A 26,992-nucleotide genomic window follows, 5' to 3' on the forward strand; every position below is an offset into this window, starting at 1 on the left:
CGGTCGAGGGCTTATCCAGGAAGGTCTGGTTGGTTGATGAAGCGGTAAAGATGGATTTCAATATGTGGTTTTGAAGGTATGTTCCTTCACTATTCCTCGATAGCTCAGTCGGTAGAGCACGCGGCTGTTAACCGCGCTGTCGTAGGTTCGAGTCCTACTCGGGGAGCTTTTTTCGTACTATCCGATGAACCTGATGACTGGTAATACTACCCGGTTGACAGAGGCATGTAAATATGGTAGTATATATTTAAGGCCCCATGGTCAAGCGGTTAAGACATCGCCCTTTCACGGCGGTAACACGAGTTCGAACCTCGTTGGGGTCATTTAACTAAATATGGCGACATAGCCAAGTGGTAAGGCGTGGGTCTGCAACACCCTGATCACCAGTTCAAATCTGGTTGTCGCCTCTCTTATGAGAGCCTCAGAATCCTTTATTTATAAGGGTTCTGGGGTTTTTGTTTTATAATTTTGATGTTTGCGCGTGTTTGCGGTCTGAAAACAGTGCATTGTATGAAGATTTACCTATCTATATTCATACAATAAATTGATTTGATCTTGAATCTGGCACATTTTCAATGCATTAAAAGGACTATATATCGTTTGCGCAAACAAGGCTTCTGATAGCAATGAGTATTGCTGATCTGCTTATAGCTATAAAGGAATTGCAGCTCAACAAGATTTATGCTCCGGCTGTCCTTACAAAAAAATATTTAGAAGAGAGTGTGTTTGCGCAAGCAGAAGCTCATATCTCCTTTATTAGAATCGTAAAATGGTCGCTATACCTTAACCGAGAATAGCGGCCATTTTACTTGCTGTCTCTTCATTGGAAGTAATATTGCATAAATAGTGTTGTGTCATGGAAAGTGTCGTATGACCAAGCAGTTTTTGTAACTCTGTATCTTCCATACCATTCTTATACATGATAGATGCTGTCGAGAAACGCAGCTTGTGGGAGGAGCGGTATTCGATGCCTAAGTCCTCACAACATTTTTTCAAACGGCGATTGAAAGTAACTGTTGCCAATGGGCTGTCGCCACGATAAAAGATAAATTCCTGATTATCGGGTTGTAACTTTCGGATCCGGCTGAGAATGGCTTTTGTTGCAGGTGTCAGTGGCATGGAGCGAATTCCGTCTGCTGTATTGCCCTTAATAGAATTGATAACTCGGTTCTTATCATCTACAAAGCGTTGTATACGGATGGAGTCTCCATCAATGTCGGACCATTTTAGGTCCTTTATCCGTATATCAATGAGGTATCCTCCAATGTGTATGATAAAAAGCTTACGTTTATATTATACAATAAGTGCTCAGATAATGAAAGATATAAGTGTGCGAAAAAAACGGTCGTTTTTTTATACAGTTTCAACTTGCGTATATTGCCAATCATCTGTACACTATAAATATAACATTTTTTTCATACAATCGGGAGAGATGTGCATTGAACTATGGATATATAAGGATTTCTACAAAATTTCAGAACGTGGAACGACAGGAGCGCAACATCCGCCTGATGTGTCCGGATCCGAACCTTGTTATCATCAAGGAAATTTTTACTGGTAGCACACAGGATCGGCCTAAGTGGCGGAGATATTATCCCAGATTTATGCCTGGAGATAATATCTATTTTGATTCGGTTTCCAGAATGGCCCGTGATGAGGATGATGGAGTAAAGGAGTACCTGGATCTGTATAAAAGAAAAGTGAACTTGTTTTTCTTCGCGGAGCCTGGGATCAACACGGATGTATATCGGGAAGCCTGTCAGATGCAAATTCCACGGACTGGCACGGAGGTTGATATAATTCTGGAGGCCATCGAAGCATATCAAGTGAAGCTTGCAGAAAAGCAAGTCCGTATTGCCTTTCAACAGGCCCATAAGGAACTGGATGATCTCAGGCAACGAACGATCGAGGGATTAGAAACAGCCAGACGTTCTGGAAAGCAGCTCGGCCGGCCTCGTGGCCGGTGCATCACCGAGAAGGAACGAAAGGCAAAAAATATTATTCTGAAACGTGATACGCTCTTTGGTGGAGATCTTTGTCCATCTGACTGCATGAAAGTAATCGGCATCAGTCGCGGCACTTACTACAAATATAGAAACGACTTATCTAAATTTCCAATTGCATAGTAAAAGGCGGAAATGCATCCATGTGTATTTCCGCCTTAAGTTCCTTTAACATAGGCGACCAGTGATCACCTATTTACATAAAAGATAAAGATATCCATGATAATAAATGCTATTCCAAACACATGGTTAGAAACTTTAAATAATAAGGGAGTATCTTTTTCAAGTATATCTTTTTTAAATTTTGCAAGCATTGCACACTTCAATACGCAGAATACAAAAAAAGCCAAAAGTCCGGTTATTTGTAAATTCTTATAATTGTAATAGGATGCCCATGCAATAAAAATACAAAATAATATCCCTGATAAATTAAAATACGAATAGACATTTCCCTTATATTTCATAGCATACCTCTCAATTAATAAATCTCATAAGATACATAGCCCGGGGTCCAACCTAAAACACCATCGTTTGTATATCCATAGGTATAACTAATATGGAGTTCAACTGTAGATCCATATATCATACTTCCAGCCGTAAGTAATACATTGGCAGCATAAAGCGCGGCTGCTAAAGTCACATAAGGCGAAGCAGCCATAATTTCACTAGCAATTCCAGCAGCTGTTGCGGCATCGTCAACGTGAATCGTTACATCAATAACGCATGTTTGCCCAATGGATGGGTTCGAAGGAAAAGCTTTCGCCCTTGCGGAATACGGCTGGGTATTTTCATAAGCACGGTCAACTAACCTTTCAGCTTCAGTTTCTGTAGCTCCGTATTTTGTCATTAATACCTGGATCAGTTCATCCCTGCTGAGAGAATCGAATATTTGTTAATGCAACAGCCCCTATAATATTCATACAAAATCTCTAAAAACAAGAATTATTAGGCTAGTTATTATGACTATGCTCCATACTTTTTGAATATGTTGAAATTTGGTTAGCGTTTGATTATTCCCTTCTATTTTTGCAATTGTTTTTAATTTTAATCCAAACAGTAAAAATATAAGCAAACAACATATCATTAAAATTCTGGTAACCGCAAAAATAGTATCATTTAACAGTATAAAGCTATTAAGCAAATATACGCTAACAGATAGCATATAAGCAAAGGATGTTAAAGAAAAAAATATATACAATTTTTTGTTCAATAGTATTCACCCTCTTTCACGTTTAAATATTTCAAAATTAGGCGCATCATTTATTTTTTGTGTGTAAATTTTATCATAATTATTTTGAATATGCAATATTTATAAACAAATCATAAAAATGCTGTAAGTTTTTGGTTAAAATGTAAGAAATTATTCATTTTTATATGTGTATGTAGTAATACTATTCACTTAACTATATTGTTTGTTTTATATCTTTAGCGTTATGCATAGAGTAAAGGGGGAAAGTTTTCAAATACCTTCAGATCTGAAGTCCAGAATATCCACATCTCAGAAAATGTTTTTTACAACCGATTTATTTTAAGCAGTTAAAGAAGCCGGATGATTACGTGTAGTCATCCGGCTTTAAATATTGTGGGAATCTTCGCCCGCCTGTATTTCTTCACTAAGTAAAAGCAGATTCCGGTTAATCCGCTCAATTCGTTGCATCTGCTCTGCAACGAACTGTTCTCCCTTTTTTGTATTCCGGATTCTGGTTCTGGATTGTTGCCTGGCATCAGTTAATCCATATCTGACCTCTGACAGTGGAAGATCCTGGTGCAGTAAAATATATGCAAGTGCCGCTCGGAACGGTTCGCTGATATAAAAGCGATATGCCTGATACACGGCCGACTCCAGCTCTCCCAGTTCAGTCTCTATAAGCAACTTACATATATGATCTAATTCCTCATCTGGAATTGCAAAGCGGAATACTATCAATGCCGCTGTTTTTCGGCATTCAACAGGTATGTTTTACGGAAAATATTCCCGATAGCAACCGATCAGGTCCATTAAAAATTTTTCTTTCATCGTTGATCACCTCATGGCTTTTCTTCTGTTATATAAAGAAATCATACCATAAAAAATTTCATTAACAGGATGCATATCGGGGAGCAAATAAACATGGGAGATTTTTCCCCCCTGCATGCGGAAAGCACAGCTCTTTCCAGTGCGCGCTTGGGTAACATGCGAATGCACCATTTCCGTAATAATCGCAATACAATGATACCGTACAGAATTCGAATGGCGCGATTATTTTAATTATATGAGAAATTAGATTAAAAAAGGAAACTATTAGGTATACAGAAAAAAACATACATGTTATACTAATGTTAGGCTACCGTTAGGCAAAAACGACAAAAGTGCTCAAGTAATATGTGAAAAATCCCGGAGGTTGCAACTCCGGGGTTTTTCTATTTTGTGGTTACAGGATGGATTGATCTCCCCGGCCTGAACTAGGCGTGGATGCTGTCCGGGATACTGATGCTCCCAGGAATCTTCCGCAGATTCGTTCATCAGATATGCTTATCAAGCAAACGGTAACTGGAAAATTCCTGAATCTTATTTTTTCTGAACTATATTTTCTTATTTGACACCCATAGCGTTACACGGTATAATATAAATATGATTAAATCATTTGCGCACAAAGGCTTAAGGGAATTTTATGAAAGTGGTTCCAAGAAGGGAATCCAACCAGAGCATGCGCCAAAACTAGGAAGAATGCTTGATCGTCTTGATGCAAGTATAAGTCCACAGGATATGAATTTACCAGGATATCGATTACATCCTCTGAAAGGAGATAAACAGGATATGTGGGCTGTTACTGTTAATGGCAACTGGAGATTAACATTTTATTTTGAAGGACAGGATGCGTACCTCCTAGATTACCAAGATTATCATTAGAAGGAGGAACATGTATGACCAATAGAAAACCAACACATCCGGGAGCTGTCCTCCTGGAAGATGTTATAAAGCCGCTGGGTCTTACCATCACAGAGGCTGCCAAAATGCTTGGGGTCAGTCGAAAGACATTGTCAGAGTTTGTAAATGAAAAAGCAATGCTAAGCCCTGATATGGCAATTCGCATCGCGAAAGCAACGAATACTTCTCCAGAGAGCTGGATGAATATGCAACAGAAATTGACACTATGGGAAGCTGAACAGCATCTTCCAGAAAATGTCATTCCATTTCCATCTGTGCACTCTGAAGAGGCCGCTGCATTACAAATGTAATAATAAATGGGGCTGTCGCCTAGCAAAAACATTGCTAATGCGACAGCCTCGTTGTACTTGGTCCATGAAATGGGTTGCAAGTTTTGCTAAAAATATGCCCTGTACAAAATGTCCGCTTAGATATCCGTCTCAAGCAGCACCGTCTAATTGCGCAACATGGCAGGCGGTTTGCCCCTCTGCGGAGGGACTGTGACCCTCCGATTACATAAATTTATATCTTTTTGAGACATTTTTATAAACAACGCACCATTACAATGTACCGGTATATTAAATCAGAAAAAATGAACTTAGAGCCAGAAAAGGTGAGATTTATGTGTTTGCGCACTGTTTGCGTCCGCAAACACAAGCATCAATCGGCATGTAAACTCCTTTCTTTATCTGGGTTTCGAGAGATGACAGGAGGTTCAAATCTGGTTGCCGCCTCTCTTATGAGAGCCTCAGAATCCTTTGTTTATAAGGACTCTGAGGTTTTTGTTTTACCAGAAAAAGTATGCAAAATATATGCGGGCAAGCAGGACGCAAACAGATTGAGGAAGGAGCATCGAAAAAAAGAAATATAGAGACATAAGTACTTGAAGTCCTAAAAAAAGTGTACTATAATAATAAATGTCCCGCACTGACATATGTGCAGCGCGGGACATTTTTAGAAATGGACACATCAGCAGTTAAAAGCGATAAAGTGCTTAAAAATAAAATACGTGCTTAAAAGGTGATGATTTGGTTTTGCCAGCATTTGGATATTGAATGATGCAGTCTGGAACAGTTGGTTCGCGGTTCATATTCGATATAGAAAGGCAGGGCTGAATCTACATGAAAATAATATTTTGGGGGAGAAAATTATGTCATTCAATTACAAAAGTTTACTTCCGACACCGGCGCAGATCAAGGCGGAATTTCCGCTGACACCGGAGTGCGTGGAGTTAAAAGCGGCAAGAGATAAAGAGGTTGCGGATGTTATCACGGGAAAGAGCAAAAAGTTCCTCGTGATCATTGGACCGTGCTCCGCGGACCGCGAGGACGCTGTATGTGAGTACATGAGCCGTCTCGCCAAGGTCAATGAGCAGGTTAAGGATAAGCTGGTTATCGTACCGCGTGTATACACAAATAAGCCGCGTACCACAGGCGGCGGATACAAGGGAATGCTTCATCAGCCGGATCCCGAGAAGAAGCCGAATATGTACGAAGGACTTGTAGCGATCCGTAAGCTTCATATGCGCGTGATCGAGGATTATGGATTCACGACAGCCGATGAGATGCTGTATCCGGAAAATTACAGCTACCTTTCCGATGTACTTTCCTATGTCGCGATCGGTGCGCGTTCTGTTGAGAACCAGCAGCACCGCCTTGTATCCAGCGGTATGGACGTTCCGGTTGGAATGAAGAACCCGACCAGCGGTGATCTCGGGGTTATGTTAAATGCGGTCTATGCTGCCCAGCATGGCCACGATTTTATTTACCGTACATGGGAAGTTGAGACAAAGGGTAATCCGCTGGCGCACACGATCTTAAGAGGCGCAGTCAGCAAGCATGGTCAGTGTCTGCCGAACTACCACTATGAGGATCTGGAGCTTCTCTACAGCCTGTACCAGGAGAGAGAGCTGTTGAATCCGGCCTGCATCGTTGACGCAAACCACTCTAACTCCAACAAGCGCTACATGGAGCAGATCCGTATCGTGAAGGAAGTTCTTCACAGCCGCCGCCACTCTGAGGAGATCCATAATTTCATCAAGGGCGTTATGGTCGAGAGCTACTTAGAGCCGGGCAGCCAGAAGATTGGCGAGCATATTTACGGAAAATCCATCACGGATCCGTGTCTTGGATGGGATGATACGGAGAAGCTGATCTATGATATTGCGGATGAGATCAAATAAGAGATAGAAATTATCGGTGCCGGCACATGAAATGTGTGCTGGGAACGGGAAATAGAGTAAATATTAAGCCATCGGGATGAAAGTGAAAATTATCATTCCGGTGGCTTTTTATAGTCGTGCATCTGGAAGAAGCTGCCGGCAGCAGGTCCTAGACGTTAGCAGTCTGGGCTGCTTTTGATGAGAACTCTCTCTCATAAAAGAAGATATACTGCTGCAGCACACCGGCGAACCCCGGATATTTCGAGAAATTTTCTTCGATCAGCGCCTCGCAGAGCCGTGATTCGGGAACATGACTGGTGCAGCGGCTTTTCGGGGCATACTCCCGCAGCAGGATCTTTTTGATCCAGGTGTCCACCGGGAAGGCACCGATATGGTGCAGACCGAAGAGGCAGATGCAGTTGGCAACTTTGACGCCTATGCCGTAGCAGGAGAGAAGAGCTTCCATGGAGTCGGAATAATTCAGTCCCCGCAGACGGTCAAGATCCATCTTTCCGGAGCAGACGTCTTCGCAGGTTCGCTTGATATACTTGGCACGGTAACCGAGCTTTAAGGCGAGGAGATCATCCAGGGAGGCGTGGTTTAACTCTTCAGGAGTTGGAAACGCATAATAATATCCGGAAGACAACTCATGCCGCGTTCCATATTTCTCACTCAGCGCCTCCACTAGCGCTCGGATCGCCGGAATTGTCTTTTGTTGTGAGATAATAAAGGTGATGATCATCTCCCAGAGATCCTGGTTCAGGATCCGTATTCCACTGCCGAAAGCCGCCGCTTTTGAAAGATATTCATCCGCAGGGTCAACAGTGCGGATATAAGCACCATAATCCGTCCCAAGATCAAAATAATGATTCCAGAATGCAGACTCGTCATCGGGACAGTGAAAAATCACCTCATCCCTATTCTGCTCCACAATAAGAAAATGTCCGCTGCTGATGACCCGGTAAGCTGTCTGCGGATCATTCGGGGCACAGGGAATCATACGGAAACACTGACCGGAGTCGGCGATCTGGCGGAGGTTGAAGTTCTTTAAGTTTTTTGAAATCATAGAGTACCTCCTGGCTGGTCAGCGGGTCTGCCTAGGAACAAAAGAAATTTTTAAAGTCATTCCCATTCCTTCGGCAAGGCGCTGAAGCAGTTTGATGGATGGATTTCGACTTCCATTTTCCAGACGGCTGATCTCAGTCTGGTTGATTCCTGTTCTTTCGGAAAGTTCTTTTTGCGTCATGTTCTGACTGATTCTGGCGTCGATAATTGCCCGGATGATATCCATTTCCGGTTGAATCTCGTCATATGCGGCGGAAAAATCTGGATTTTGCATTTTCTGTTTTTTATATTCCTGAAGTGTCATGCATGTCCTCCTCTGAATATAGTTTCTTTTTCTCAAAAGTGCGGTCAATAATTCTTTCTTTGGTGTTTTGTGTGTCTCCTTATATGATATGAGATATATCTCAATAAGTCAATGGAATTGTAATTTAGAAATAAAAAAGGTTAATAAATCATGAATCAAAAGATTTGATAAAGATTAAAAGAACCAGATTAAAACGAATTGAACATCAGAAGAATATTTATGAAATAAAAAAGAAAGTTGTCTCCCGCCAAATTTAGAGATGGCGGGAGACAAAAAATTATTCAGCAAGTGCCTTCTTGTTCGCTTTCGCCTGGAACTTTTCGTTCTGGATAATAAAGCGCTCGTGGCGGCCTCCGCCGATCTTTCCTTTGGCGTCGTAAGCGGCAACATCGAATACGAGACGACGTCCGTCTACCTCGACAAGTTCAGTCTCGCACCATACGGTCATTCCAAGCGGTGTCGGTGCGTCGTGTGTTACGTTTAAGAGTGTACCCACAGTACCGCAGCCCTCGTCGAGCTGATCAGCAACGCTCATCCAGGCGGTCTTTTCCATTAAAGCGGTCATAGCCGGTGTCGCGAACACGTCGAGTGTGCCGCTTCCCATTGTTTTTGCGGAGTTTGCGTCAGAGACAACAACCTCCTGTCTTCCTTTTATTCCAGTTTCCAGCATAAGTTTGTCCTCCATGATTAAATGAATACCGTAACTGTTCAGTACCCTCACAGTTACGCGCAAAAATCCATTCTAAATCGGCTGTGTCGATAGGATTTTTGCCTTCTAGTCTAAGTTTTCTTACGGTCAGCGAAGTAAATGCGCAGACCTACTGAATAGTTACTGAATACCACAGTTTACAATACCGGAGATCCTGACAGTGACAGCAAAGATCCGGGATTTAAACCGGGAAAGTGTGATCAGCGCGGCGTTATCCTGCCTGACACTGACATATAAAGTATAGAATACTCATACATAAATTGCAAGAAAAGACTTACTGGTCTGTGATCATTTTTTTCAGATTCTCAAAAAGTTCCAGATCGGATTTTGTCACGCGGATGTTGGAGGCAAGTTCCTTGCCGTCCGGTTCGATAACCTTAAATTCGATGATCATGTTTTCCTGAATGCCATGTTTGTAGACCGCACGCCAGAAAGCCGGGAATTTCGGGTGGTTTCTGGTAAAGGTCTGCCAGGAGTTTTTGAACTGCAGAAACATCATTGGGTTTATACTCAAAATATCTTCCTCTTTCCTAAAATTGTGTTTCAGGTAGTCACGCAGCGGGTCGGATGGACGCCGATGCCACTGTTTGCGCAAGGCACGAACAGTAACATGCTGATGGATTCCAGTATAAAATATTTGAGCAGGAATTGCAAGATATGGGAATAGTATGCTACAATTAGCACTGAGAAAGTGGTTACTGTATACGAATAGGAATTATCTGAACTGAAAATTCCGTACAATACAGTGGTGGATTTTACCGATTTGGAATGCGAAGCATCGGGAAAACGATGGTCAGGCAGTTGTAAAGGAGAGATACGATGTTGGAGGACGCAAAAAAACGGATGGCAGAAAATGTCATTTGTAATTTGAAAAAAAGAAATATGGAGGGAATCTATTGCCGGGATAAGAAAGAGGCAGTGGAAACGGTACTCTCGCTGATCGAACCCGGTGCTTCCATCGGCTGGGGCGGCTCGGCATCGATCCGGGAGCTGGGGATTCTGGCTGAATTGGAGAAATCCGGACATGAGATGCGGGATTATCCGATGAAAGATAAAGAGACGATGGGAAATCCTTCATATCTCGGCTCCTGCAGTGCGGACTGTTTCCTTATGGGAACGAATGCGATCACTGTAAAAGGCGAACTGGTCAATATTGACGGTGCGGGAAACCGTGTGGCCTGTTTGATCCATGGACCCAGACAGGTGATCATTGTTGTCGGAATGAATAAGCTGGTGCGGAGTATTGAGGATGGAATCGACCGGATCCAGACGCAGGCTTGTCCGATCATTGCAGATGCTACCGGCCGGAAAACGCCATGTGGTGTAAAGGGAGTCTGCATGGACTGCCAGTCCCCCGACTGTATGTGCTGTTCGATCGTTGTTACACGGAGATCCCGATATGACGGACGGATCAAGGTTGTGATCGTTGGGGAAAATTTAGGCTATTAAAATAAGATTACTGGAGGAACCCAATGTTTTTTATTGGCGGAATTACTCAGGGAACAAAAGAACTGATTTATAACGCGGCGGCGATGATCTGTGGCCGCTGCGGGAGATATGGACGGTATCAGGTGTTTATGACCTATATGTGCCTGTCCTTTTTCTTTATTCCAATCTTTAAATGGGGGCGGAAATATTATGTGAAGACAAGCTGCTGCGGGACCATTTACCAGCTGGACGAGGAAGTCGGAAAGCGGATCGCCGCAGGAGAGGATGTTTCGATCCGTGAGGAAGATCTGACGCTCGTCTCAGAGGGACATGACGCTCCGGCCTGGGACGTGCCGTTGAAGCGGTGTTCGAACTGCGGTTATGAGACGAAGGAAAACTTTGAATACTGCCCGAAGTGCGGAAAGAGGTTTTAAGACATGAAGATCACATACATTCATCACAGCGCGTTTCTCGTGGAGACGGAGTCGGCGTACCTGCTGTTTGACTATTTCCAGGGGAAGCTGCCGGAGTTTTCGGAGGAAAAACCGCTCTATGTGTTCGCCAGTCACAGACATCCGGATCATTTTTCAAAGGTGATCTTTGAACTGGAGGAGAAACATCCGAAGATCCATTATATTCTGGCATTTGATATCTGGAGTAAGCGGGTTCCGGAATCTTGTAAAGGAAAGACAGAATTTTTAAATCCGGGGCAGATACTGGATGACGGAACGCTGAAGGTCGAGGGATTTAAGTCCACGGATGAGGGCGTCGCGTTCTGGTGCAGTGTGGATGGCCTGGAGATCTACCATGCCGGAGATTTAAACCACTGGTACTGGGATGGGGAAGATCCGCAGTGGAATAAGAATATGACGAAGGCTTACCGGGAGGAGATCGCAAAGATGCATGGCAGGAAGGCGGATATTGCGTTTTTACCGCTGGATCCGAGACTCGGTGAATATTTTTACTTGGGAATCGATGATTTCGTGAAGGAAGTCGACGTGAAACATATTTTCCCGATGCACTTCTGGGGGGAATACGATGTGGCGGAGCGGCTGAAAAAAATGCCGTGTTCGGCGGGATACCGTGACAGGATCGTTGAGATCCATGAAGAGGGAGAAGGCTGGGAAATCTGAGAGGGGGAATAAAATGCAGCTTGCGACCTCAATGAATATCGGAAAAGTGATGGATGAAGAAGCGAAAAGAGAACGGTTTGCTTCCTGGTACATTACATTACCTGGAATTCCTGAGTACGAAAAAGAAATGATAGAGAAGTCATTGAAATATAACGTGTGGAAAGAACTCATAACACTATTCGTTATTTATATGATCTTATCATTGACATGGTTTTTCGGTGCTGGGCTGTATGATCCTTTTCAGAGCATAACGGGCTATAAACTCACAGGAAAAAAGAATGTCATCGCAGTTGTACAGGAAGATGGACAGTCATTGCGTCTGAAAGATCCAAATAAAGGTGAGCATGTACAGTATACACTTGCCGAACTTGGAATGGATCCGGTACAGTATTCTTACGGAAACAGGCTTCAGACATACTGGGAGAAGGAAACGGATGGTGAGTATCATTTCCTTGCCATACTGCCGGAAAAACAGGTATCGAAAATAGAAGGCCTTTATTACGGGGTGATAGGAGTCGGATATTTTACGATTCTTATTGGCGGAATCAGCGTATTTTTCATTCGAAGGAAGCGGTACACGGGATGGTTCCCGCGTTTCTACGATAGGCTGGAAAAGTTTTATTCAGAGCATGCTGTCTGGAGAAAGTACAGTGTTGAAGAGGGATATGACACGATAGATGCCATTATTGCTTACGGAAATAAAAATCAGCCATCCTTTGTAAAAGAATTTTCTTGTACCCGGCTTACAAGAGAGGACGAGAAGAAAAAGAAATCAAAGATAATCGCTGTATGGTTGACGACTATAGCTGGCATGACAGGAATCGTACTGATCATTTCACTGCAGGTGAGTATTGCGTCAGAAATCGAACAAAGGAAAAATGAGGCAAGGACGGCAGCTGTTTTAGAAAAACTGCAGGCTGCGATCAACGGAAAAAGGTCCGGTCCGGATGATGGATCAGAAGATTACAACTATGCAGATATGATCGACCGGGCGAGAAATACATTTCCGGAAGAAGATGTTTACTACAAGCTTCTGACAACGGAAGAGTACGTTTCGTTAATCGTCACAACAAAGAAAAAACAAAATGTCTGCTTTGACCGGTATGTACCGGTACATGGCTCGATTGGCGAAGAGGGAACAGAGTATAAGCTTGAAATTTCTATGGTATCGGACGCAATCCAGCCGGATGATATTTTACATAATTATACAGGGATTCTTTTGTCTACGATACCGTAATGTGAAACAAGTATAATTTGAGAGGAGAACACCATGAAATTCACATTTGCGCATAATAATTTTAATGTCATAGATCTTGACAAGTCCTTAAAATTCTATGAGGAAGCTCTTGGATTAAAGGAAGTAAGAAGAAAAGAAGCGGCGGACGGGAGCTTTATCCTGGTATACCTCGGAGACGGCGTGACACCGCACCAGTTAGAGCTCACATGGCTCAGGGACTGGGAGAAAGATCACTATGATCTTGGAGACAACGAGTTCCATCTTGCATTCCGGGTAGATGATTTCGAGGCGGCTCACGCAAAGCACAAAGAGATGGGATGCATCTGCTTTGAAAATGAGAAGATGGGGATCTATTTTATCACAGATCCGGATAATTACTGGCTGGAGATCGTTCCGACGAGAAAATAATGAAAAGGTCCGACAGCCAGACATATGAAAAATTCACACATCAGGCAGAAATGACGGAAACTGTTCTCACTGGAAAAATAGCAGCCGGTCAGAGATAGGAAACATAGAAACAGATAAAACAGGAGGAGCTAAGATGATTCTGATTAAAAACGGACGAGTAGTAGACGCAAAGAGCAATACCGACGGGATCCTGGACGTTGTCATTGATGGCGGAAAGATAAAGACCATCGGAAAAGTGGAAGATGATGGAAGCTATGAGCAGGTGATCGACGCAGACGGCTGTGTCGTAGCGCCGGGCCTCATTGACGTCCATGTTCACTTCCGCGATCCGGGACTTACATACAAAGAGGATATCCAGACAGGCTCCGCCGCAGCGAAAAAGGGCGGATACACAACGGTTGTCACCATGGCAAATACAAAACCGCCGGTAGACAATGTGGAGACCGTAAAATATATCATCGCAGAAGGAGAGAAGACAGGTATCAATGTTCTTCCGGCCGCATGCGTTTCTGTTGGAATGAAGGGGCAGGAGCTCACGGATATGGACGCCTTAAAGGCAGCAGGAGCTGTTGGATTTACGGACGATGGAATCCCGCTGATGAACGAGAAACTCGTCTACGAGGCCATGAAGAAGGCGAAAGAGTTAAATGTACCGCTGAGCTTCCATGAGGAAGACCCGGCATTCATCTCCGAGAACGGAATCAACGCAGGTGCAGTCGCAAAAGAGCTTGGAATCACAGGTTCCCCGGCACTTGCTGAGGATTCTCTCGTGGCCCGTGACTGCATGATCGCCTTGCACACAGGCGCGTCAGTCAATATCCAGCATATCAGCTCCGCCACATCTGTAAAGGCTGTGAAGCTTGCGAAAGAGCTTGGAGCAAACGTGACAGCGGAGGTCACTCCTCACCATTTCACATTAGATGAGACCGCTGTTTTAGAACATGGCGCAATGGCGAAGATGAACCCGCCCCTTAGAACCGCAAAGGACCGCGAGGGAATTATTGAAGGAATCAAGGACGGCTCCATCGATATGATCGCCACCGACCACGCTCCGCACAGCGCGGAGGAAAAGGCAGTTCTTCCGGTATGGAAAGCACCGAGCGGAATTATCGGTCTTGAGACTGCTCTCGGCCTTGCGGTGACAGAGCTTGTGAAGAAAGGCCACCTGACTACCATGCAGCTTGTGGAGAAAATGTGCGTGAATCCGGCGAAGCTGTATCACTTTGATAAGGGATATCTAACAGAGGGCGGGGATGCCGATATCGTGATCTTCAATGAGAACGAGGAATGGACCGTTACAGATGATGAGATCGCGTCCAAGTCCCACAACACGCCGTTTATCGGAACAAAACTTTTCGGACGTGTGAAGTATACGATCTGCGGTGGAAAGATTGTATACAAGGATTAAGAACATTCAGCAGAGCTCCCTGGCATCGGGCTGATAAGACTCAGAGAGTCCGGTTGGAGCTGGATCCGGGGAGTGCAGCTGTTTTCAGCAATGCAGGAGGAGGCAAAGCTGAGAATTGTGAGAAATAAAGAACAGGAGAAAACAAGTCATGAAAAAATACCAGGTGCTTCTTTTTGATGTGGATGGAACACTTCTGGATTTCGACAAGGCGGAGAGGATCGGCATCGAGCGGGTACTCACCCACTTTGGCGTACCGGCTACAGAGGAGAATGTGCAGAAGTACCACCATCTGAACAAAAGCTACTGGCAGAAGTTAGAGCGCGGGGAGATCACGAGAGAGCAGGTGTTAAGCCTGCGATTTGAGGATTTCTTCAGTGACTTCGGAATCAAGGTAAATGGCGCTGAGGTCGATGGATTGTACCGCCAGACATTAAATGAGAGTGCGTTTCTCTTAGACGGAGTCATGGACCTTCTTAATGGCTTAAAGAATCGTTATGAGCTTCATATCGTTACAAACGGTGTCGCTGAGACCCAGTATAAACGCCTCGCGGCAGCAGGACTGGATAAACTGTTTCAGGGAATCTATGTTTCAGAGGAGTCCGGATACCAGAAGCCGCAGCAGGAGTACTTCGATTACTGCTTTAAAAAGATGGGCAGAAATGACGTGGAGAACATGCTGATCATCGGTGACTCCCTGACTTCTGACATCCGTGGAGGAAACAATGCCGGAATCGATACCCTGTGGTACAACCCGCACCATCAGGAGAATACAGCCGGGGTGCATGTGGATTACGAGGCGGATACGTTGGAAAAGATAGGTGAGATGCTGAGTTAATTTCAGAAAGACAGCAGCAGGCAATTTTTCTGAAAAGTTATGTAAACTAAAAGTACCCGGAATGAGATAAAATCCATGGAAAATCATTTTGAAGGCTGGTTTTACTGCTGGTACCTTTCAAAATTGCAAAAAGTCATAGCAATACTGAGAAATATTGTCAGACATCTTGACAAATAAGAAGATTTTTCTTATAATTAAGTTTTCCCGGAGAGCATTGTCCGCCGCATACGGATCCGGTGAAGGGACAGAAAGAGCGGCGGCGAATATATAGAAATGAGGGGTGTATTTCATGAACAAGAACACGACAGATATCACATTATCGGCTTATTTTAATGACATCGTAATCGGATACTACGAGGACGAGGATCTGGTAAAACAGTTTGGAAGACAGCTTGGTTTCGACGTGGATATGGACACCTTTATGGCGGTCTCTTTCCAGTATCCGTCTGATATGAATGTAAAACCGGAAGACCGTGAGAAGCTCACAGACGCGGCAAACGCGATCATCGCTCTCTCCGATATCAACAAGAAGATCGGTGGAAAGCAGATTATCACCTGCGACAGCGGCGTATGCGTGATCCTGATCATGAACGACAAATCCGCAATGCGTGACCTGATCCCGCAGATCAAGGAGACAGCCCTTGAGCAGGTAGAAAAGATCAATTCTGACAGAAAGATCCGCGTCGGCATCGGTACGATCGAGAGCGGAATCAAGGGAATCAAGCATACATACATCAATGCCCAGGATGCGGTAAAGGCCGGCGAGATCTTCAAGAAAGACCGTGTGATCCTTGAATACATGGGTATGGAGATTTACAGCAGCATCAACCAGATGGTTGTAAACTTCGGTGACCGCCTTACCAGAACCGTTTTAAAACAGCTCGGTGAGACTGAGAAGCGGGTTCTCGCGAAATACTACAAATGCAAAGAGGACATCGCTGAGACTGCAAGACAGCTCGGAATGTCTGAGGATGATGTAAAGACAAGCTTAAATATGGTCCGCATCAATACCGGACTTGACGTAAACGATACAGAGGATAACTTCAAGCTCCACTTTATCATGATCGCGAAGAAAGTCCTTGAAAACGACGAGAGAATCAAGAAGAATCGTTAATTCACCAGAAAGTTTCTGTTGCTGTCTGCCAATGGCATGAACAGCGGAGTGTAGAAGGTGGACGATACAGAAGAAATCAGCAACAGCCCTGCGCATAATATGTGCCGGGCTGTGAGCCGTTATGGATGGTAAAATGCTGAATGGTAAAAGATAAACAGGCGGGGATCTGCCGGACAGAAGGGGATACAAATATGAAGACAATGCTGGAGCGCGGAGCCGGAATTCTGATGCCGGTGTCAAGCCTGCCGTCACCATACGGAATCGGTACATTTGGCAGTGCGGCCTATGATTTCGTGGACTTCTTAAAGAAAGCAAGACAGAAATACTGGCAGGTTCTGCCGGTGGGACCGACAAGCTACGGGGACAGCCCGTACCAGTCATTTTCCGCTTTTGCGGGAAATCCGTACTTTATCGATCTGGATACCCTGGTGAAGGAGGGACTTCTCACACAGGACGAGATCAACGCCTGTTACTGGGGGGATAATCCGACCCAGGTGGCGTACGACGCGGTGTTCTGGTACCGGTTTCCACTGTTGAAAAAGGCGTACGCGAGAAGTGAGTACCGCGAGGAACAGGGCTACGAGAAGTTCTGTATGGACAGCTGGTTCTGGCTGAATGATTACGCATTTTACATGGCGTTAAAGTTCCATTTTGATAATAAAGAATGGCTGGCATGGCCGGAAGATATCCGGTTCCGGAAGAAAGAAGCGGTGGAGTCCTACCGCGAGGAATTGAAGGACGAGATCGACTTCTGGAAGTTTTTACAGTATAAATTCTACCAGCAGTGGGGAAAGCTCCGCGCATATGCGAATGAGCAGGGAATCTCCATCATCGGTGATATTCCGATCTACGTGGCACTTGACAGCGCGGATGTCTGGACCCACCCGGAGTTATTCCTTTTGGATGAGGAGAACCTGACTCCGATCAAGGTTGCCGGAGTTCCGCCGGACGCCTTCAGCGAGACGGGACAGCTCTGGGGAAATCCGCTTTACCGCTGGGATGTTCAGGAAAAGACCGATTTCGCATGGTGGAAGGAGCGCATGAAAGCGTCTGCCCGCCTGTATGACGTGGTCCGTATCGACCACTTTATCGGTGTAACCCAGTACTACGCGATTCCGGCGGGTTCCGAGGACGGAAAGACAGGCGAGTGGTTAAAGGGACCTGGAAAGAAGCTCACAGATGCCATCAACATGGTCATCGGTGACACGAAGATCATCGCGGAGGATCTTGGAATCTTTGTTCCGGAGGTCAAGGAGCTTCTTGAGGAGACAGGATATCCGGGAATGAAGATCATCGAGTTCGCCTTCAGCGGCGACCGCTTCAACGAGCACCTGCCGCATATGTACTCCCCGAATTCCGTCGTTTACGGCGGAACCCATGACAACGAGACTCTGGTGGGCTACTTTAAGCCGGAGGCGCGCCAGTGGTGGGAGTTGCAGTATATCGCAGACTACATGGGTGTCTCCCATCAGCATGAGGTCGTAGACAAGGTCTTAAAGACCGCCTACGCGTCTGTAGCCAGCGTTGTGATCTTCCAGGCGCAGGATGTCTTAAAGCTCGATAGCTGGGCGAGAATGAACACGCCGGGTACGGTGGGAAACAACTGGAGATGGAGAATGAAACCGGGCGAGCTGACGCAGGATCATATCAACCATCTGTCATGGCTGGTCGATACATTCGGACGGTTTTAGATCGAAAAAAATGCAAAAATCACGGTAGAATTACCGAAGGGAAAAGTCAATTTTTGTCGAGAAAAACAGATGTTTGCGGTACGCGGCACAGTGCCGAGAAATAAGGAAAAACGGGCGGTTCGTAAGGATAAAACAGACCGCCCGTTTCTTGGAAATTCGATTGACACAAGACCAGAAGTGTGATATTGTTAAGTTAATTCCGATGCACTATTGAACTCACATGTTTTTGTAAGTCATTTGCGCGATACGATGAATTACAAAAGCATGTGAGTTTTTTGAAATAAAGACCAACAGCGATGTGTGGGGATTTCCAATAGTCTTAGTACGGAAAAATTCAATTTTTTATGGAGGTACCAAAATGAACAACGGTACAGTTAAGTGGTTCAATTCTGAGAAAGGCTACGGATTCATCTCCAACGATAATGGCGGCGACGACGTATTCGTACACTTTTCCGCAATCGTAGGCGACGGCTTCAAGACTCTTGAAGAGGGCCAGAAGGTTACTTTCGACACAGAGCAGGATCCGAAGAACAGCAAGAAGCTTCGCGCTGTTAACGTAGTTAAACTCTAATTCGAATAAACAAGAATTAAAAGAACTGCCGTTCCGAGTTGCACTTGGGTCGGCAGTTTTTTTGTCTCGCAGGATTTTTCCTTGAAAAACAGGCTTTTTTCGCGAAAAGCCTTGCAAAAAACTGTGTTCTTTAATAGAATAAGAAGGACTTTGATAACTGACCGGCAGGCTGGAGACATTTGCGGAAGGTTATCGTTTTAAGTTCTGCCAGGGTTTAGATCCGAGGCAGGCTGCTTGTGCCCGGCGCGGGGGATGCGCTAAGGCGCATTTCACAGATACCCCTTGTCAGTTAAAAGGAGATTTAGAAAATGATTAGTGCAAATAATGTGACACTCCGTGTCGGTAAAAAAGCTTTATTTGAAGACGTAAACATTAAATTTACAGAAGGAAACTGTTATGGTCTGATCGGTGCCAACGGTGCTGGAAAGTCCACATTCTTAAAGATCTTATCCGGTCAGCTCGAGCCGACAAACGGTGAGGTTGCGATCACTCCGGGTCAGCGTCTTTCCTTCTTACAGCAGGACCACTTTAAATACGACGAGTACACAGTTCTCGATACCGTTATCATGGGAAATAAGCGCCTTTATGACATTATGAAGGAAAAAGACGCGATCTACATGAAGGAAGAGTTCACAGACGAGGATGGAATCAAGGCTGCAGAGCTTGAGGGAGAGTTCGCTACCATGAACGGATGGGAAGCGGAGTCCGACGCTGAGAACCTGTTAAACGGTCTTGGTATCGAGACAGACCTCCATTACAAAACAATGAAAGACCTTCTCGGACCACAGAAGGTAAAAGTTCTCCTCGCCCAGGCATTATTCGGAAATCCGGATATCCTGCTCCTCGACGAGCCGACGAACCATCTGGATCTCGACGCGATCGCATGGCTTGAGGAGTTCCTGATCAACTTTGAGAATACTGTTATCGTGGTATCCCATGACCGTTATTTCTTAAATAAAGTCTGCACGCAGATCGCTGATATCGACTACGGCAAGATCCAGCTCTATGCCGGAAACTATGATTTCTGGTTCGAGTCCAGCCAGTTGATGATCAAGCAGATGAAGGAGGCAAACAGAAAGAAAGAGGAGAAGATCAAAGAGTTGCAGGAGTTCATCCAGAGATTCTCCGCCAACGCTTCCAAGTCCAAGCAGGCGACATCCAGAAAACGTGCGTTAGAGAAGATCGAGCTTGACGAGATCCGCCCGTCCAGCAGAAAATACCCGTATATCGACTTCCGTCCGGCCCGTGAGATCGGAAACGAGGTTCTCTCCGTTGAGGGACTTACAAAGACCATCGACGGCGTAAAGGTTCTCGACAATATTTCCTTTACCCTGGGAAGAGAGGACAAGGTTGCCCTTGTAGGACCGAACGAGCTTGCGAAGACCACACTCTTCAAGATCCTCTCCGGTGAGATGGAGCCGGATTCCGGAAGCTACAAATGGGGTCTCACAACGACTCAGGCGTACTTCCCGAAGGATAACAGCGCAGAGTTCAATAATGATGATACGATCGTAGACTGGCTGACCCAGTACTCCCCGGAAAAGGATGTCACATATGTCCGCGGATTCCTCGGAAGAATGCTGTTTGCCGGTGAAGACGGCGTAAAGAAGGTAAAGGTTCTCTCCGGTGGTGAGAAGGTGCGCTGCATGCTCTCCAAGATGATGATCTCCGGCGCGAACGTGCTGATGTTCGATGAGCCGACGGACCATCTGGACATGGAGTCCATTACAGCCCTGAACAACGGAATGAAGAAGTTTCCGGGCGTGATCATCTTCTCCTCCCGTGACCATCAGGTCGTAGAGACGACCGCAAACCGTATCATGGAGATCATCAACGGCCAGTTGATCGATAAGATCACGACCTATGACGAGTACCTTGAGAGCGATGAGATGGCGAGAAAGAGATTCACCTATACGATCACTGAGAGTGAAGAGAATGATGACTGATTCTGCCGCCTGAATTGAGATAGAAAATGGCAGTGTAAACTGCCTGCAGAAAAAACAGAGCATATATTCAACCATACCCTATGTAAAACATTGGCATGCGAAGATATATGCTCTGTTTTTGCGTATTTACACTTAGTTTTGGCGGAACCGGTTAATTAGCCCCGGCTTTCGCCAGAACCTTCTTCATCGAAGTGAGATACACGATCACCGAAGCAATCGGTCCAAGGATATCAGATACCGGTTCTGCGTAAAATGCCGCTTCAGCTCCGAACACTGCGGGAAGCAGGAAAAGGGATACGAAGTATGCGCCTTTTCGGAAGAAGGAAAGCGGCAGGGCAACCTGTACCTGACCGAGGCCGGTGAAACCGTCGACGATCTCATACTGGAATGCCAGCGGAATGATCGCCAGAGTGAAGATCCGGATCGCCCGGAGCGCTTCTGCGGCAACAACCGGGTCTGCTGTAAAGAGACGGACAAACAGGCCGCCGATGGTACGCGCAAGGACGAAGAGCAGAGCGGTGTATGCCGCAGCAAGGCTAAAGATGTACTTCTGCGCATTCTTTACGCGGTCGGTCTTTCCGGCTCCGAAATTGTAGGCAAGAACAGCCTGAGTTCCGCTGGTGATACCGCCGAGAGGCATGGTGACTACGAGCATGAAGCTCTGGGCAATGGTCGCGCAGGTGATCAGAAGGTCTCCGCGCTCCGCACCGCCGTATTTTTGCAGGATCGCGTTCATGGTGATGATCATGACGTTATCCATGGCGATGATGATAAATGGGGTAAAGCCGATGGTGAGCACTCTGCGGATCAGCCGCCAGCTGTAACCGCCGAAGGTGATACGCACCGGCATATTTTTTCCGAACAGTGTATTTAGGACGAAAGCGCAGCTCGCCATCTGGGAGATGACGGTTGCGACGGCGGCACCGGAGACGCCCATGTGGAGGCCGAAGATGAAGATCGGATCCAGAATGATGTTCAGCACCGCGCCGAGGACGACGGAGTACATGCCGGTCTTTGCAAAGCCCTGACAGATGATAAACTGATTCATACCTGTGGACATCAGGGCGAATACGGTTCCAGTCAGATATATTGTAAAATATGCGTTTGCGTAGGGCAGCGTGATATCGCTGGCACCAAAATACCGCAGCATCGGAATGTGGATTGGGTAGATGCAGGCCACCATGAGGAGGGAACATACTGCCAGCATGAGGAAGCAGTTTGCAAGGATCCGCTCGGCGGCCTTTTTATCGCCCTGTCCCATCTTCATGCTCATAAGCGGGGCACCGCCGATTCCCACGAGAAACGCGACGGAGCCGACCATAGTGACTACCGGACCGCAGACACCGGCCCCCGCCAGTGCCATGTCGCCGGAGCCGGGGATATTTCCGATATACATGCGGTCTACGATACTGTAAAGGACGCTGACAAACTGTGCCAGCATACTGGGAATTGCGATCCGGACGACGAGTTTTTTTATGTCGTCACGGCCGAGATCATTTTCAGCAGCCATAATAAAACTCTCCTGTATAAAATCCGCAGTACAGAAAAACTGTACTGCGGAATATTTGTGTACTTGCGTGAAGATGTAGATTGTCGCAAGTGACCTCGCGAATGTGCCAAGGCACATTCTTATTTTGTATTAAGCATTGTGGATAGGGGATCCGGCTTTTGGCGTGTCTATAGCCTTGCCGGTCTGTTCCAGCATATCCAGACGATGGTTGATCTTTTTCTGGTTTTCGATGATCAGATCCATTTTTTTGTGCAGGTCATCGATAATGAGTTCACTCTTTAAATTGACCTTAAAGTCGTTTTCCGCGCGTTGTCTGTCCTTTGCCTCCTGTCGGTTCTGGCTCATCATGATAAGGGGAGCCTGAATGGCAGCAATGCAGGAAAGTACCAGATTTAAAAGGATAAACGGGTAGGCATCAAAGGCCTTCGTTCCAAGGATAACGTTGACAGCCATCCATCCGACCATGACAGCGATAAAGCTGAAGATAAATGCCCAGCTTCCGGCAAATTTCGCTACTGCGTCGGATGCTCTCTGGCCGAAGGACAGCTTTTCTGTCTCATTGGAATTTTCTGTGATGTTTGTCATGATCAGCTGATGGATCAGCTCTTCATCTGTAAATTCCTGATCAGTCCTGTTCAGGAGTTCCCGGATGATTTTTTTTCGTTCGTTTCCGCTTTTCATTTTCATAGTGAATCTCCTTATGTCCGGCATATAAAACGCGTGCAGCGCATCGGTGATGCATGCGGACACTGCTCTGTACTGATAACTGGTAACTGCTAAATTCTCCCAGTTGGCGGTGGGAGGACAAGTACATAGAGTATAGCACGTTTTCCTGGGCGGGTAAATGGCACATAGGAAGATTATAGGCAAAAAAGAAAAGGGGAAAAATGTAAACCAAATAATAAAAACGGGTTGACAAATGCACGGAATCTGCGTATGATAGGAAAAGAATCGATCAGAACAATTCCATTTTGTGATATGCGTACCGGAATGTAGAATTTAAGAACGATAGAATTTAAGATCCGGCGGCAGAAATGATGGATGTTGGGAGGAACACAAAGATGGAAAAGACAACAGCAAAACACATGTCCACCGCGCAGATGACGGTGACAGCACTTATGACAGCGATTACCTGTATCCTGGCACCGATGGCACTTCCGATTCCGATCAGCCCGGTACCGATCAGCCTGACAAACCTTGTCATCTTCTTTATGGCGTATATTCTCGGAATGAAGCTTTCCGTAGCGAGCTATGTATTATACCTGCTCTTAGGAACAGTAGGACTTCCGGTATTCTCCGGATTTAGTGGCGGTGTCGGTAAGCTTCTCGGACCGACCGGCGGCTACCTGATCGGATTTATCTTTCTGGCAGCGATCGCAGGCTTCTTCGTTGAGAAGTTTCCGGCAAAGATCTACATGCATGTAGTCGGAATGATCATCGGAATGGCGATCTGCTATATCTTCGGAACCGCATGGCTTGCGGGACAGCTCGGAATGAGCTTCGTGGCAGCTCTCGGCATCGGCGTTATCCCGTATCTTCCGGGCGACACAGCGAAGATCATCATTGCGATCATCGCAGGTCCGCAGATCCGCAAGGCGGTTTCCAGATTTATGTAAGTTGGACAACGTTAATCAGGTATTTCATAAAAACTTATACATCCTAATTTAAATTCACAGCAAAAGCCGTAAAGAAAAGACGGTCTGCTGTGAATTTTAATTTTATGAAATGGATACAGAAACCATTGCGGGCGGGAGGTGTGCAGATATTTATTAGTGTATCAAACAATTATTTATAAGCATAAATAATATACATTCTGATGAGCGGAATGCCTCTAAAAACTGTCAAAAAATCATAGAAAAATCTTGACATTTGTCCATAAAACTCGTTATGATATTTTCTGCACTATACTGACTCATTAGTTGCCTGAGTAACCCGTAAAAAAGTCTGCATTTGCAGACCTTTTTTGTGTAATGGGGACTTCTAAGGAATTTCAGGCAGACTGCCGTGAAAGGCTCTGCATCCAGCCCGCACAGATATAGTGAAGGAGGAAACACCATGAAATCAGTTCATGAAGCATTAGATCAGATCCTGCCGGAGATCATCGCAATGAGCGAAGATATTTACTGTCATCCGGAGCTTGGATTTAAGGAGTTCAGAACAAGAAAAAAGGCGATCGAGGCACTCGACAAGGCGGGGATTCCGCATGAAGATGTCGCGTACACGGGAATCCGGGCAGTCTTAGATTCCGGAAAGCCGGGGCCGAATATCGGCCTGATCACGGAATTCGACGCGGTTCCGACCTTCGGACATCCGTACGCCAGTGAGGACAGCTGCGCGGCTCATACCTGCGGCCACTACGGTCAGCTGGGCGTTATGATGAGCTTATTTTTAGCCATCAGGGAATCCGGTATGTTAAAGGATCTCTGCGGAAAGGTCACACTTCTCGTGACGCCGGCGGAGGAGTTCTGCGATATGGATTACCGGAAGGGGCTTATTAAGGAAGGAAAGATCTCCCACCCGTCAGGCAAGCAGGAGATGATCGCCACAGGCATTTTTGATGATGTGGACATCATGTTATCCTGCCACGCTATGGGGATCGATATGACAAAGTATCATGCGGAGATCGGTTCCAGCTTAAACGGCTTTATCATGAAGCGGGCAATCTTTACAGGAAAGGCGTCCCACGCAGGAGCGAACCCGGAAGGCGGCGTAAACGCGCTCAACGCGGTAAACCTTGCCATGACAGGGATCAACTTCCTGAGAGAGACTTTCCGAGCAGATGACGCGATCCGCGTCCATTTCTATGTGCCGGAAGGTGGTCAATCCGTCAATACGGTTCCGGGAAGAACACAGCTTGAGATGTATGTCCGGGCGAAGACAGTTCCGGCGATCTTTGAGACAAACGCGAAAGTGACCCGCGCGATCCGCGCCGGAGCACTTGCGATCAACTGTGATCTTGAGATCCAGGATACACCGGGATATTTCCCGCTCCATCAGGACGAGAACTTGACAGAGCTTGTGAAGAAACACATTTTAGATTATATCGACGAGAGCATGATCGCCCAGGGAACCCACGGCTTCGCTTCCGGAGATATGGGAGACTTATCCCTTATGTGGCCGATCGTTGAGATCGGTGTTGCCGGATTTGAGGGCAGCATCCACGGAAAAGATTTTAAGACGGCGGATCCGGAGCAGGCATACTGTGTCCCGGCTCATTATTTTGCAGATACCGTGGCAGATCTCTTATCCGACGGCGGTGCGTCCGCGTGGAAGATCAAAGAGGCGTTCAAGCCGGTGATGAACAAGAAAAATTATCTGGAAACTCTGGATAGTTTGAATAAATCAACTTTTTACGAAAAGGAGAACAACTAATTATGAAAAAGAAATTCTTATGCAGCACACTTGCAATGGCGATGACAGCTTCCATGCTGTTTGGATGCGCAAGCGAGAGCAAGACCGAGACAACCGCAGCAGCAGGCGAGACAACCGCAGCAGCTGCTGAGACAACTGCAGAGGCAGCAAAGGCTGAGACAAACGGCGAGAAGTTAAAAGTAACACTTCTTGTTACCGGTTCCTTCGGCGATAAGGCATTCAACGACTCCGCACAGGCCGGTATGGAAAAGCTTGAGGCCGAGCTTGGTGACAAGGTTGAAGTAAACATGGTCGAGATGGGCAGCGACAAGACAAAGTTCGAAGGTTCCATGTTAGACGCTTGTGAGTCCGATGCAGACCTTATCATTACAGGTCTCTGGGATATGAAGGAGATCACAGAGAAGGTTGCTCAGGAGTTCCCGGAGAAGAAGTTCATCATCTTCGATACAGATGTTGACTACACACTTGGTGATTTAAGCAACGTATACTCCATGAGCTACAAGCAGAACGAGGGCGCATTCCTTGCAGGCGTTCTTGCAGCAAGTGCGACAAAGTCCGATATGGAATACGCAAACGAGGAAAACGTCATCGGTTTTGTAGGCGCAAAGGATACAGCAGCCGTTATCAACGACTCTGCAGTAGGCTTCATTGAGGGTGCTCAGTTCGTAGATCCGGATGTGAAGGTACTTGTTTCCTATGTTGGTTCCTATGTTGACTCCGCAACAGCAAAAGAGCTTGCAATCACTCAGTACTCCAACGGCGCTGACGTTGTATTCGTAGCAGCAGGTCCGGCATCCGTAGGTGTTATCGAGGCAGCTGCAGAAAGTAAGAAGTACTGCATTGGTGTTGACTCCGACCAGGCACTTGCTTACGAGGGCAAGGATGAAGCAAACTTCATCATCTCTTCCGCGATCAAGGGCGTTGGCGACAGCATCTACAATGCAGTTGAGAAGGCAGTTGATGGAACACTTCCGTATGGTGAGTACCAGATCCTTGGTATCGAGGACGACGTTGTAGGCCTTGCTGACAACGATATTTATCAGTCTGCAGTATCTGAGGATGCAAAGAAAGCCGTTGAGGATGCAAAAGAGAAGCTGCTCGCAGGCGAGGTTACCGTTGATTCCGCTTATGGTATGGATGAGGCAACTCTGAAGGGAATCATCAACGGAGCTCAGTAAACGCCCATAGC

The 26,992-nt window shown here is 46.0% G+C and carries 28 protein-coding genes and 3 tRNA genes; 21 read left to right on the forward strand and 10 right to left on the reverse strand.

The features are described from left to right. The first annotated feature begins 93 nt into the window (after nucleotides 1-93). From DWY93_RS09745 to DWY93_RS09755, 3 genes are all read left to right on the forward strand, one after another. A tRNA-Asn gene (locus DWY93_RS09745) sits at nucleotides 94-166 on the forward strand. An 85-nt stretch (nucleotides 167-251) separates the two neighbouring features. Then, nucleotides 252-323: transfer RNA gene (locus tag DWY93_RS09750), tRNA-Glu, on the forward strand. Nucleotides 324-336: 13 nt separating this feature from the next. Then, nucleotides 337-407 (forward strand) — tRNA-Cys (locus DWY93_RS09755). 376 nt (nucleotides 408-783) lie between these two features. On the opposite strand, the gene DWY93_RS09760 is transcribed toward DWY93_RS09755, so the two are convergent. After that, on the reverse strand, nucleotides 784-1,275 hold the full coding sequence (locus tag DWY93_RS09760) for a tyrosine-type recombinase/integrase (protein WP_117470485.1): 492 nt from the start codon (nucleotides 1,273-1,275) through the stop codon (nucleotides 784-786). Between the two features lie 164 nt (nucleotides 1,276-1,439). Between DWY93_RS09760 and DWY93_RS09765 the strand changes: the two genes are divergently transcribed. Beyond that, nucleotides 1,440-2,126 carry a recombinase family protein gene (locus DWY93_RS09765; protein ID WP_117470486.1) on the forward strand — a complete coding sequence of 229 codons (687 nt, stop codon included), beginning with the start codon at nucleotides 1,440-1,442 and terminating at the stop codon, nucleotides 2,124-2,126. A gap of 65 nt (nucleotides 2,127-2,191) precedes the next feature. Here the strand turns inward: DWY93_RS09765 and DWY93_RS09770 are convergent, their stop codons facing one another. From DWY93_RS09770 to DWY93_RS09785, 3 genes are all read right to left on the reverse strand, one after another. Further along, entirely contained in the window at nucleotides 2,192-2,467 is a 276-nt protein-coding gene (locus tag DWY93_RS09770) for a hypothetical protein (protein ID WP_015552225.1), read from the reverse strand. Between the two features lie 14 nt (nucleotides 2,468-2,481). Next, nucleotides 2,482-2,850, reverse strand: coding sequence for a hypothetical protein (locus tag DWY93_RS09775; RefSeq protein ID WP_117470487.1), 369 nt, complete (start codon nucleotides 2,848-2,850; stop codon nucleotides 2,482-2,484). A gap of 726 nt (nucleotides 2,851-3,576) precedes the next feature. Continuing rightward, a complete protein-coding gene (locus DWY93_RS09785; RefSeq protein ID WP_147324203.1) occupies nucleotides 3,577-3,837 on the reverse strand; it encodes a hypothetical protein in 261 nt (86 codons plus the stop codon). A gap of 777 nt (nucleotides 3,838-4,614) precedes the next feature. Here DWY93_RS09785 and DWY93_RS09790 point away from each other — a divergent pair. The 3 genes from DWY93_RS09790 to DWY93_RS09800 all read left to right on the forward strand — a co-directional run bounded on the left by DWY93_RS09790 (nucleotide 4,615) and on the right by DWY93_RS09800 (nucleotide 7,093). Continuing rightward, nucleotides 4,615-4,893 carry a type II toxin-antitoxin system RelE/ParE family toxin gene (locus DWY93_RS09790; RefSeq protein WP_015552228.1) on the forward strand — a complete coding sequence of 93 codons (279 nt, stop codon included), beginning with the start codon at nucleotides 4,615-4,617 and terminating at the stop codon, nucleotides 4,891-4,893. A 14-nt stretch (nucleotides 4,894-4,907) separates the two neighbouring features. After that, the gene (locus DWY93_RS09795; RefSeq protein WP_117470490.1) at nucleotides 4,908-5,222 is read left to right on the forward strand and encodes a HigA family addiction module antitoxin; all 315 of its coding nucleotides are present in this window, start codon (nucleotides 4,908-4,910) and stop codon (nucleotides 5,220-5,222) included. A gap of 839 nt (nucleotides 5,223-6,061) precedes the next feature. After that, a complete protein-coding gene (locus tag DWY93_RS09800; RefSeq protein WP_015552230.1) occupies nucleotides 6,062-7,093 on the forward strand; it encodes a 3-deoxy-7-phosphoheptulonate synthase in 1,032 nt (343 codons plus the stop codon). Nucleotides 7,094-7,241: 148 nt separating this feature from the next. On the opposite strand, the gene DWY93_RS09805 is transcribed toward DWY93_RS09800, so the two are convergent. From DWY93_RS09805 to DWY93_RS09820, 4 genes are all read right to left on the reverse strand, one after another. Next, the gene (locus tag DWY93_RS09805; RefSeq protein WP_117470491.1) at nucleotides 7,242-8,138 is read right to left on the reverse strand and encodes a DNA glycosylase; all 897 of its coding nucleotides are present in this window, start codon (nucleotides 8,136-8,138) and stop codon (nucleotides 7,242-7,244) included. Between the two features lie 18 nt (nucleotides 8,139-8,156). Then, nucleotides 8,157-8,441: a helix-turn-helix transcriptional regulator gene (locus tag DWY93_RS09810; protein WP_015552232.1), complete on the reverse strand. Its 285-nt coding sequence runs from the start codon at nucleotides 8,439-8,441 to the stop codon at nucleotides 8,157-8,159. A gap of 277 nt (nucleotides 8,442-8,718) precedes the next feature. Continuing rightward, a complete protein-coding gene (locus tag DWY93_RS09815; RefSeq protein ID WP_117470492.1) occupies nucleotides 8,719-9,111 on the reverse strand; it encodes a thioesterase family protein in 393 nt (130 codons plus the stop codon). A gap of 313 nt (nucleotides 9,112-9,424) precedes the next feature. Further along, nucleotides 9,425-9,664, reverse strand: coding sequence for a hypothetical protein (locus DWY93_RS09820; protein WP_242990583.1), 240 nt, complete (start codon nucleotides 9,662-9,664; stop codon nucleotides 9,425-9,427). A gap of 305 nt (nucleotides 9,665-9,969) precedes the next feature. Between DWY93_RS09820 and DWY93_RS09825 the strand changes: the two genes are divergently transcribed. The 11 genes from DWY93_RS09825 (at nucleotide 9,970) to DWY93_RS09875 (ending at nucleotide 20,921) form a co-directional block, all read left to right on the forward strand. Then, nucleotides 9,970-10,599: a lactate utilization protein gene (locus tag DWY93_RS09825; protein ID WP_117470494.1), complete on the forward strand. Its 630-nt coding sequence runs from the start codon at nucleotides 9,970-9,972 to the stop codon at nucleotides 10,597-10,599. Nucleotides 10,600-10,622: 23 nt separating this feature from the next. Next, nucleotides 10,623-11,012, forward strand: a complete 390-nt coding sequence (locus tag DWY93_RS09830) for a zinc ribbon domain-containing protein (RefSeq protein ID WP_117470495.1) — start codon at nucleotides 10,623-10,625, stop codon at nucleotides 11,010-11,012. 3 nt (nucleotides 11,013-11,015) lie between these two features. Continuing rightward, nucleotides 11,016-11,711, forward strand: a complete 696-nt coding sequence (locus tag DWY93_RS09835; protein WP_117470496.1) for an MBL fold metallo-hydrolase — start codon at nucleotides 11,016-11,018, stop codon at nucleotides 11,709-11,711. Between the two features lie 13 nt (nucleotides 11,712-11,724). Then, nucleotides 11,725-12,948 (forward strand): hypothetical protein, encoded by a 1,224-nt coding sequence (locus DWY93_RS09840; protein WP_117470497.1) that lies wholly within the window; start codon nucleotides 11,725-11,727, stop codon nucleotides 12,946-12,948. A 33-nt stretch (nucleotides 12,949-12,981) separates the two neighbouring features. After that, nucleotides 12,982-13,356, forward strand: a complete 375-nt coding sequence (locus DWY93_RS09845) for a VOC family protein (protein WP_117470498.1) — start codon at nucleotides 12,982-12,984, stop codon at nucleotides 13,354-13,356. A gap of 133 nt (nucleotides 13,357-13,489) precedes the next feature. After that, the gene (locus tag DWY93_RS09850) at nucleotides 13,490-14,764 is read left to right on the forward strand and encodes a dihydroorotase (protein ID WP_181968526.1); all 1,275 of its coding nucleotides are present in this window, start codon (nucleotides 13,490-13,492) and stop codon (nucleotides 14,762-14,764) included. Between the two features lie 148 nt (nucleotides 14,765-14,912). After that, a complete protein-coding gene (locus DWY93_RS09855; RefSeq protein WP_117470499.1) occupies nucleotides 14,913-15,599 on the forward strand; it encodes a YjjG family noncanonical pyrimidine nucleotidase in 687 nt (228 codons plus the stop codon). Nucleotides 15,600-15,888: 289 nt separating this feature from the next. After that, a complete protein-coding gene (locus DWY93_RS09860; RefSeq protein WP_117470500.1) occupies nucleotides 15,889-16,713 on the forward strand; it encodes a hypothetical protein in 825 nt (274 codons plus the stop codon). Between the two features lie 191 nt (nucleotides 16,714-16,904). Next, complete coding sequence (gene malQ, locus DWY93_RS09865) at nucleotides 16,905-18,404, forward strand: 4-alpha-glucanotransferase (RefSeq protein ID WP_117470581.1); 1,500 nt, start codon at nucleotides 16,905-16,907, stop codon at nucleotides 18,402-18,404. A 358-nt stretch (nucleotides 18,405-18,762) separates the two neighbouring features. Then, complete coding sequence (locus tag DWY93_RS09870) at nucleotides 18,763-18,975, forward strand: cold-shock protein (protein WP_015552243.1); 213 nt, start codon at nucleotides 18,763-18,765, stop codon at nucleotides 18,973-18,975. Between the two features lie 308 nt (nucleotides 18,976-19,283). Beyond that, the gene (locus DWY93_RS09875) at nucleotides 19,284-20,921 is read left to right on the forward strand and encodes an ATP-binding cassette domain-containing protein (RefSeq protein ID WP_117470501.1); all 1,638 of its coding nucleotides are present in this window, start codon (nucleotides 19,284-19,286) and stop codon (nucleotides 20,919-20,921) included. Between the two features lie 151 nt (nucleotides 20,922-21,072). Here the strand turns inward: DWY93_RS09875 and DWY93_RS09880 are convergent, their stop codons facing one another. Continuing rightward, a complete protein-coding gene (locus DWY93_RS09880) occupies nucleotides 21,073-22,431 on the reverse strand; it encodes an MATE family efflux transporter (RefSeq protein ID WP_117470502.1) in 1,359 nt (452 codons plus the stop codon). Nucleotides 22,432-22,560: 129 nt separating this feature from the next. Beyond that, a complete protein-coding gene (locus tag DWY93_RS09885) occupies nucleotides 22,561-23,118 on the reverse strand; it encodes a DUF1003 domain-containing protein (RefSeq protein ID WP_015552246.1) in 558 nt (185 codons plus the stop codon). A gap of 374 nt (nucleotides 23,119-23,492) precedes the next feature. Here DWY93_RS09885 and DWY93_RS09890 point away from each other — a divergent pair, with 374 nt between their 5' ends. The 3 genes from DWY93_RS09890 to DWY93_RS09900 all read left to right on the forward strand — a co-directional run bounded on the left by DWY93_RS09890 (nucleotide 23,493) and on the right by DWY93_RS09900 (nucleotide 26,981). After that, nucleotides 23,493-24,047 carry a biotin transporter BioY gene (locus DWY93_RS09890; protein WP_117470503.1) on the forward strand — a complete coding sequence of 185 codons (555 nt, stop codon included), beginning with the start codon at nucleotides 23,493-23,495 and terminating at the stop codon, nucleotides 24,045-24,047. A 439-nt stretch (nucleotides 24,048-24,486) separates the two neighbouring features. Further along, nucleotides 24,487-25,803: an amidohydrolase gene (locus DWY93_RS09895; RefSeq protein WP_117470504.1), complete on the forward strand. Its 1,317-nt coding sequence runs from the start codon at nucleotides 24,487-24,489 to the stop codon at nucleotides 25,801-25,803. Between the two features lie 2 nt (nucleotides 25,804-25,805). Next, nucleotides 25,806-26,981 (forward strand): BMP family ABC transporter substrate-binding protein, encoded by a 1,176-nt coding sequence (locus tag DWY93_RS09900; RefSeq protein ID WP_117470505.1) that lies wholly within the window; start codon nucleotides 25,806-25,808, stop codon nucleotides 26,979-26,981. Nucleotides 26,982-26,992: the final 11 nt, after the last annotated feature.

The organism is Clostridium sp. AF28-12 (assembly GCF_003435225.1).
GTDB classification, from domain to species: Bacteria; Bacillota; Clostridia; order Lachnospirales; family Lachnospiraceae; genus Pilosibacter; species Pilosibacter fragilis.

Excerpts from the sequence above, each read along its gene's own strand:
- DWY93_RS09770 (WP_015552225.1), bottom strand. The coding sequence starts at position 2,467 with ATGAAATATAAGGGAAATGTCTATTCGTATTTTAATTTATCAGGGATA.
- DWY93_RS09790 (WP_015552228.1), top strand. The coding sequence starts at position 4,615 with ATGATTAAATCATTTGCGCACAAAGGCTTAAGGGAATTTTATGAAAGT.
- DWY93_RS09860 (WP_117470500.1), top strand. The coding sequence starts at position 15,889 with ATGAACAAGAACACGACAGATATCACATTATCGGCTTATTTTAATGAC.
- DWY93_RS09890 (WP_117470503.1), top strand. The coding sequence starts at position 23,493 with ATGGAAAAGACAACAGCAAAACACATGTCCACCGCGCAGATGACGGTG.
- DWY93_RS09835 (WP_117470496.1), top strand. The coding sequence starts at position 11,016 with ATGAAGATCACATACATTCATCACAGCGCGTTTCTCGTGGAGACGGAG.
- DWY93_RS09900 (WP_117470505.1), top strand. The coding sequence starts at position 25,806 with ATGAAAAAGAAATTCTTATGCAGCACACTTGCAATGGCGATGACAGCT.
- DWY93_RS09840 (WP_117470497.1), top strand. The coding sequence starts at position 11,725 with ATGCAGCTTGCGACCTCAATGAATATCGGAAAAGTGATGGATGAAGAA.
- DWY93_RS09870 (WP_015552243.1), top strand. The coding sequence starts at position 18,763 with ATGAACAACGGTACAGTTAAGTGGTTCAATTCTGAGAAAGGCTACGGA.
- DWY93_RS09855 (WP_117470499.1), top strand. The coding sequence starts at position 14,913 with ATGAAAAAATACCAGGTGCTTCTTTTTGATGTGGATGGAACACTTCTG.
- DWY93_RS09830 (WP_117470495.1), top strand. The coding sequence starts at position 10,623 with ATGTTTTTTATTGGCGGAATTACTCAGGGAACAAAAGAACTGATTTAT.
- DWY93_RS09805 (WP_117470491.1), bottom strand. The coding sequence starts at position 8,138 with ATGATTTCAAAAAACTTAAAGAACTTCAACCTCCGCCAGATCGCCGAC.
- DWY93_RS09775 (WP_117470487.1), bottom strand. The coding sequence starts at position 2,850 with ATGACAAAATACGGAGCTACAGAAACTGAAGCTGAAAGGTTAGTTGAC.
- DWY93_RS09810 (WP_015552232.1), bottom strand. The coding sequence starts at position 8,441 with ATGACACTTCAGGAATATAAAAAACAGAAAATGCAAAATCCAGATTTT.
- DWY93_RS09895 (WP_117470504.1), top strand. The coding sequence starts at position 24,487 with ATGAAATCAGTTCATGAAGCATTAGATCAGATCCTGCCGGAGATCATC.
- DWY93_RS09850 (WP_181968526.1), top strand. The coding sequence starts at position 13,490 with ATGATTCTGATTAAAAACGGACGAGTAGTAGACGCAAAGAGCAATACC.
- DWY93_RS09825 (WP_117470494.1), top strand. The coding sequence starts at position 9,970 with ATGTTGGAGGACGCAAAAAAACGGATGGCAGAAAATGTCATTTGTAAT.
- malQ (WP_117470581.1), top strand. The coding sequence starts at position 16,905 with ATGAAGACAATGCTGGAGCGCGGAGCCGGAATTCTGATGCCGGTGTCA.
- DWY93_RS09845 (WP_117470498.1), top strand. The coding sequence starts at position 12,982 with ATGAAATTCACATTTGCGCATAATAATTTTAATGTCATAGATCTTGAC.
- DWY93_RS09880 (WP_117470502.1), bottom strand. The coding sequence starts at position 22,431 with ATGGCTGCTGAAAATGATCTCGGCCGTGACGACATAAAAAAACTCGTC.
- DWY93_RS09815 (WP_117470492.1), bottom strand. The coding sequence starts at position 9,111 with ATGCTGGAAACTGGAATAAAAGGAAGACAGGAGGTTGTTGTCTCTGAC.
- DWY93_RS09875 (WP_117470501.1), top strand. The coding sequence starts at position 19,284 with ATGATTAGTGCAAATAATGTGACACTCCGTGTCGGTAAAAAAGCTTTA.
- DWY93_RS09885 (WP_015552246.1), bottom strand. The coding sequence starts at position 23,118 with ATGAAAATGAAAAGCGGAAACGAACGAAAAAAAATCATCCGGGAACTC.
- DWY93_RS09800 (WP_015552230.1), top strand. The coding sequence starts at position 6,062 with ATGTCATTCAATTACAAAAGTTTACTTCCGACACCGGCGCAGATCAAG.
- DWY93_RS09795 (WP_117470490.1), top strand. The coding sequence starts at position 4,908 with ATGACCAATAGAAAACCAACACATCCGGGAGCTGTCCTCCTGGAAGAT.